General features: G+C 66.2%; 5 protein-coding genes. 3 read left to right on the plus strand and 2 right to left on the minus strand.

Annotated elements, in window-relative coordinates; translation table 11 throughout:
- Window positions 1–127: 127 nt before the first annotated feature.
- Window positions 128–295, plus strand: coding sequence for a hypothetical protein (locus FNH09_RS46670; RefSeq protein WP_156110813.1), 168 nt, complete (start codon window positions 128–130; stop codon window positions 293–295).
- Between the two features lie 179 nt (window positions 296–474).
- Here FNH09_RS46670 and FNH09_RS11790 read toward each other — a convergent pair whose 3' ends face one another.
- Together FNH09_RS11790 and FNH09_RS11795 are read right to left on the minus strand one after the other, a co-directional pair.
- Window positions 475–723 (minus strand): hypothetical protein, encoded by a 249-nt coding sequence (locus FNH09_RS11790; protein ID WP_152886890.1) that lies wholly within the window; start codon window positions 721–723, stop codon window positions 475–477.
- Between the two features lie 483 nt (window positions 724–1,206).
- Window positions 1,207–3,450 carry a PKD domain-containing protein gene (locus tag FNH09_RS11795; protein WP_162468434.1) on the minus strand — a complete coding sequence of 748 codons (2,244 nt, stop codon included), beginning with the start codon at window positions 3,448–3,450 and terminating at the stop codon, window positions 1,207–1,209.
- A gap of 473 nt (window positions 3,451–3,923) precedes the next feature.
- Here FNH09_RS11795 and FNH09_RS11800 point away from each other — a divergent pair, with 473 nt between their 5' ends.
- Window positions 3,924–4,163: an Imm32 family immunity protein gene (locus FNH09_RS11800; RefSeq protein WP_162468435.1), complete on the plus strand. Its 240-nt coding sequence runs from the start codon at window positions 3,924–3,926 to the stop codon at window positions 4,161–4,163.
- Between the two features lie 337 nt (window positions 4,164–4,500).
- A complete protein-coding gene (locus FNH09_RS48415; protein WP_238426619.1) occupies window positions 4,501–5,889 on the plus strand; it encodes a PA14 domain-containing protein in 1,389 nt (462 codons plus the stop codon).
- Window positions 5,890–6,000: the final 111 nt, after the last annotated feature.

The following is a 6,000-nucleotide window of genomic DNA, read 5'->3' on the forward strand; positions in this document are numbered from 1 at the left end:
GCAACACCCATCCGAGAGTCAGGAAGACGCGGCCGCATGTGAACTCGCTGGCATCCCTTCCAAAGACTGCACAATCTCCGTTGACTGACATGAGCGTCTGCCGTTCGAAGGCCCCTGGAGGCTCCCCGTGCACACCACCATTTTCCTGCTGCGCGACGCGCTGGGCCTTGGCGCCGGTCTGGTGCTCATGTGGGAGCTGAACCGCCAGGCTTCGGGACCGGGCTGGAGGAAGCCGCGGGTCTTCACAGCTATGGGGGCTGGGCTACTTGTCGCGCTGCTGGCCGCCTACGCCTAGAGGGCGCCAGTCGACGTGCCCCTCTCGTACCCGTTCGGTCGGGAAACAGCGGGGAGTTACGGGCACTAGTGGACACTGGCCACGAGAACGGACCCTGACCGATTTACCTGGTCAGGGTCCGTTTCTGCTGGCGGTGGGTGGGGGATTTGAACCCACGGTGACTCGCGCCACGACGGTTTTCAAGACCGTGCGCCGGACACGGCTTGCCGGCGCAGTCCCCACGCCCTGAACCGGCCACTCACGAAGATGCCGACGCTGACGGACAGCGCAATCAGCACGATGGAGGCGCCACCCTCCACCGTGACGTGGCGACCCCGGGCTACCGTGGCCCCGAGAAAGGCCACGAGCGCAGTGAAGGTCGCGGCGGCTACGGCAAGGAAGGTCGCCATTTCAGCCCACCACATCGCCTGCGTCGGTCGAGTCGTCATGGCGTAGTTGTACCTCACGCTCGCCCGCCGTAGCGCAGCAAGGTCCAGCAACCAGACCCAGCAGGCCCCAGGGACCGTCTCACCCAATAGTTCGCATCGAGAGGGCTAAGGCTCAACCGGCCGCATGATCAAGCTCACGGCACGTGCCACGACCGTGCCAGAAACCTCGCTCCTAACTCGGTGATCCAGGCTTCCAAACTAGTGCTCCAAGCCCCAGGCAGCGGCGCTTGACTCCAGGTCAAAGTCGCTACACCGACCGCGTGGGCGACCCAGCCGGTGTCCGTACCTGTCGCTAGCATCGCGGCAGTCTCTGGGAGGAAGCGATCGCAGACCCTCGAAAGCGTGGAGTGCAGCTCGCTCTGAGCCTGACATGAAGGTGGGGGCCGGACGGTCTCCCGTCCGGCCCCCACCCTGCGTTCTCGTTCGGGCAGCCCAGTCAGACTTCACGTCGTTCCGGTGCCGGCAGAGCCGGGATTGCCTCGCTTACTTCCTGACGGTGAAGTACTGCCAGGAGCTCCAGGTGTTGAGGTTGGTGTTGTCCTTGGTGCTGTGGGCGTATTCGGCGGCCATCCGGTATTTGCCGTTGATCGCGCCGCTGGTGAGGGTCAGCTTCAGGTATCCGGTGCTTGTGGAGCTCAGGGTGTGGCAGGAGGAGGTGGACTGGGTGTGCCAGGCGCCGCTGTAGTACTTCTGCAGCCGGAAGATCAGGCACTGGCCGGCCTTGTTGGGCGTGACCGCGGCGTTGAACTGGGCCTTCGCGGTGTGGTGGTAGACGCGGTAGCGGGTGCTGCCGTAGTAGGTGCTGGTGTAGTAGCCCGACTGCGACTCCGCCACCCCCGCATAGCCGTAGGCGGTCCTGGACGCCGTCGCTGGGGTGTACTCGAGGTCGCCGGAGAAGGCGGTGGTGAAGACGGTGTTCCGGGTGACCTTGTACGAGGCCACCAGGTTGCCGTGGCTGTCCACCGTGCCCGTCTTGACCAGCGTCTTCGTACCGCCGTACGGCTGAGCGTAGATCGAGACGGTGCGGTTGCTGTACGTCGGGCCGAGGTGCGCAGTGACCGTCGCCGTCGCGCCGTACGCATACGAGGAGGCCTTGGTGGTCAGCGACAGGGCCGTGCTGAAGCGGATCGTCGGAACGGTCATCGAGGTGGTCGTGGACGCGGTGTTGCCGGCCCAGTCCGTCTCGGTGAGCCTGACCGTGTAGGTGCCGGGCTTGGCATAGGTGTGGGTGTCCGTGGTGGCGGTGCCCTCGTCGACGGGCGCGCTGCCGTCACCGAAGTCGATCTTGCGGTTGGTGATGGCCCACGCATCGGTCGAGGCGGAGGTGTCCGCCGTAACGGTCAGCCAGCCGATGGCAGAAGGAGGTGTGGTCAGCTTCAGCGCCGGTACCAACGGGGCGGGCTCGTTGACCAAGACGTAACCGATCCGGGGCACTAGCGTCCGGGCGGCGGTCGTGGCAATCACGCTCACCGTGTAGTAGCTGCCGTTGGCAGGCCGCGCGGTGTAGGTGTGCTGTGCGCTCGGCGTAGTGGTGACCACCGGTGCGCTGCCGTCACCGAAGTCAAAGGTGTAGGACTCCACCGGCGTGGACCACGGGTTCAGCTCCACGGCGGTCACCGTGACCGGCAGCGGGTACGGCCCCTGATCCGGGGTGACCGTGACCGAGCTGATGTTGTACGGGTCCTGGAACTCGCCGGCGCCGCGATCCCGGAAAGTGACGCTTCCCGCCCCCGTGTCCGCCAGGAGCGGGTCGTCGACAGAGGTGTATCCGTACAGGTCGGTGGGCAACTCGCCGGGAGCGTCGGCATCAGCCGAGTCACGGGCCGGACTACTGTCCGACGACAAGTCTGGCTGCGCCACGAGGTCGTGGCCGCCTTGGCCGGTCGCCGCCAGCAGCGATTCAGGGTCGGCGTACGAGGCTCCGGCCCAGTCGTACGGTGCGGCGCCGGACCCCGGCGGCTGGATCAGGTTGTAGTCACCGATGGTCCGCGGAGCCGAGTCCGACGAAATCGAGATCTTCGCGTGTGCTGCGGGGGCCGACGCACACTGTTTGTCGTCGCCGATGCCATCCGCCAGGATGTTGTTCTCGAGGGTGGAACCTGTCGAGGCGCCAACCAGTGCGATCTGGGGAGTGCAGTCGCCGGAGATGCTGTTGCTGGTCACCACAGTGCCCGGCGCGTCCATCGCAAGTACGGCGCTGCCCCCGTAGCCGCTGAGCCAGTTGGTCGTGATCACCGTACCGGTGACGCCGGGCGCGACAAGGACCTCCTCCGCCGCGGAGCCGTACATCTGGTTGCGGCTGACCGTCACGTCACTGCTCTGACCGGTGATCCTGATGCCGGGGATTCGACTCCCGGTGCCCAGGATGTTGACACTGGGGACCCGGTTCTGGTCGATCGTGATGCGGCTCGAATCGGTGACGACTACGTTCTCGGCACTGCTGGAGATGGAGAAGCCGTGGATGACAACGTCGTGTGCTCCTGAGACCGTAAACGCGTGAGGGTCGCCATAGACGAACGCCGCCCCCCTCTTGGCCGCAGTAAAGGTGATCGGCGCATCCGGGGTACCCGACCGTGTGATGTCCACCTCGCCCTTGTACGTACCGCCCGTGACCTCGACGGTCTGTCCCGGCTGTACGGCCGCCGCGGCGGTCTGCAGAGTGCAGTAGGGCTGATCCTGGGTGCCAGACCCGGCGTCTGAGCAGTTGGCCCGAGTTGCGTTGTTCACGTAAAGGGTGTCCGGGGCCGCGACGGCGGGCTGCACGCACACGGCCGTCCCACCGGCCAGGGCAATGACAGTGAAGGCCGCCAATGGCCGTATTCGCACGAAGAACTCCAAAGCGCAGCTTGATCATTACGGGTAGCCGGCACCCTACGCCCACGCACCGCAGCGCCACCACAAGCGCAGCGCACTAATAACGGTCTTGTACGTGATTGACCGTTGAGCAGTGCGTGTCTGACTGCGTGACAACGCCGGCGGACACCGGCGGACGAGCACGGACGCCTGCGGACCATCGGCGCAGGTGAGGAGCACACCACCCCAGGGCGGCGCCCCCGTACAACTTGCTTCGGGACGAAGAGGTCATCACGCATGTCTCGCTGTACCGTTCTCGTCGTCGCGGCCGGCCCGGGGTACGCGATGCTTGGGGTATGGCTCCTGAACCCAGCGCTGCTCCTTCGTTGACCACTCACCTGAGTGCAGTGACCGACGGAACCACCAGAGTTTTCACGTGGGAGGAAGGCGCACGCATCGAGGTCCGCAACCTGGGCAGCGAGATCGTCATCGAGGCAAACGCTGCTGGGTTGAAGACCCTGGCTGGCCACCTCTTCACGCTCGCCCAGGACGACGTACCGGACGGCGCTCATCTCCATCTGGAGGAGAACAACGGGCTCGAAGATGGCTCCGTAGGCCTGGTCTTGGAGCGGTGCGACGACGAATGACTCGTGCCAGACGCGTGCCAGATCGTGCGGAGAACCACGGGGAACAACGGGGAACCAATCGACCGTCTACCACGCGTCTGCGCTGCGCCGCCGCAGGTCAGGACCGTATCAAGCCCTGGACGCCCTGAGCTTCCCAAGCTGAGAGCGCGAGTTCGATTCTCGTCACCCGCTCCATAGAGAAGGCCCAGGTCATCGACCCGGGCCTTTTTGCTGTCCGTCGTGATCAGTACAACCTTCGTCCTACCGCACGAGTCTCTCCGCTGTACGTCTTGCATTCACAGCGCGAAAGGTTCCTGTGCGCCAGAAGAGTCTCCTCGCAGCCCGAACCGGTGGTGCGATGTCCGCCGTCGTCCTCGGCAGCCTGCTGGCCGCTGCTCCGCAGGCGGCAGCCGCCGACGTCACCTGCTCGGCCAACGTCTACAAGCGGACGTTCTACAAGAACACCTCGTTCTCCGGTTCCCCGGTGAGGACCGACTGCGACAGCGCCATCAGCGAAAGCTGGTCGGGCCGCCCGGCTTCCGGCGTGCCGTCCGACAACTTCGCCGTCCGCTGGTCGGTGACCCGCGACTTCGGCTCCGGCGGCCCCTTCACGTTCGCCGCCTCCGCCACCGACGGCGTCCGCGTCTACCTGGACGGCGCCCGCAAGATCGACCTGTGGAAGAACACCGGGAACACCGCCCGCGCCAAGAGCGTCAACCTCACCGTCCCCTCCGGTAAGCACACCCTCCGCGTCGACTACGTGAACTGGACCGGCGCCGCCAAGGTCAAGTACACGTACACGCCCCGGACCTCGGCCGCGTACGACAGGACGAAGCCACTCGCTCCCACCGGTGTGAGGACCTCCTACAACACCACGACCCGCAGGACGACCATCTCCTGGTCCGCCAACAAGGAGATGGACCTGGCGAGTTACTCCCTCTACCGGCGGCCCGTCGACTCCGGCACCTGGACGGCGGTCACGACGACCACCGCCCGCAGCCACACCGACCCCCTGGTGAACCCCGACGACCGCACGCCCTACTACTACGAGGTCCGGGCCAAGGACAAGGCGGGCAACACCTCGTCGGGAAGCACGGACACCATCGTCCGTCCCCTGCCCGTCGTCACCTCCCTGACCGGCACCTACGACAAGGCGACCGGCAAGGTCACCCTGAAGTGGCCACTCAACACCGAGCCGCAGTTCGACCACTACACGGTCCTGAGCAACGACCTGGTGAACGGCTCCTACGTCTGGGTCCCGCTCGGCACCACCAAGGGCAACACCTGGACCACCGGCCCCGTCACCGCGGACGGTGAGACCCGCCACTACCGCGTCCTCGTCACCAACGACGGCGGCACCACCACCTACAACCCCGCCTGGCTCCAGCCCGCCGCGCTCAATGAGCTCTGGCTCGAAATCCCCGACGGCATCGCCCCCGCCTACGCCCCCGACCTGACTCTGGGCTCCTGCGCGAGCGGCATCCAGGCGACTGTCAGCGACAGCACGCCTGCTCCGATCCGCGACTTCACCGGCTTCGAGATCGAGCGCGGCGAGGCGGGGACGGACACCTGGTCGGTCGTCCTGCACCAGGGATACAACCCGCGACTCGGCGTCGCCACGGCCACCGTCTGCGACCCGCTGCCGACCGACGGACACACGTACGAGTACCGGGCCCGTAGCTATGACGCGGCCGGCAACTACTCGCCGTACAGCGAGATCCGTGCCATGACCATGTCGGCCGGCTGACGGCCCCCGGGACACTCGGCAGGGTTCCCGTCCTCGGTCCCGCCGGCTCTGGCGGGTGAGGCATGACAGCGAGGTGCCGAGCCTGTGGAGCTCCGATCGAGAGTGGCGGGC

Origin of the sequence: Streptomyces adustus (assembly GCF_009377175.1) — a bacterium.
In the GTDB taxonomy this organism is placed as follows: Bacteria; Actinomycetota; Actinomycetes; order Streptomycetales; family Streptomycetaceae; genus Streptomyces; species Streptomyces adustus.

Excerpts from the sequence above, each read along its gene's own strand:
- FNH09_RS48415 (WP_238426619.1), top strand. The coding sequence starts at position 4,501 with ATGTCCGCCGTCGTCCTCGGCAGCCTGCTGGCCGCTGCTCCGCAGGCG.
- FNH09_RS11790 (WP_152886890.1), bottom strand. The coding sequence starts at position 723 with ATGACGACTCGACCGACGCAGGCGATGTGGTGGGCTGAAATGGCGACC.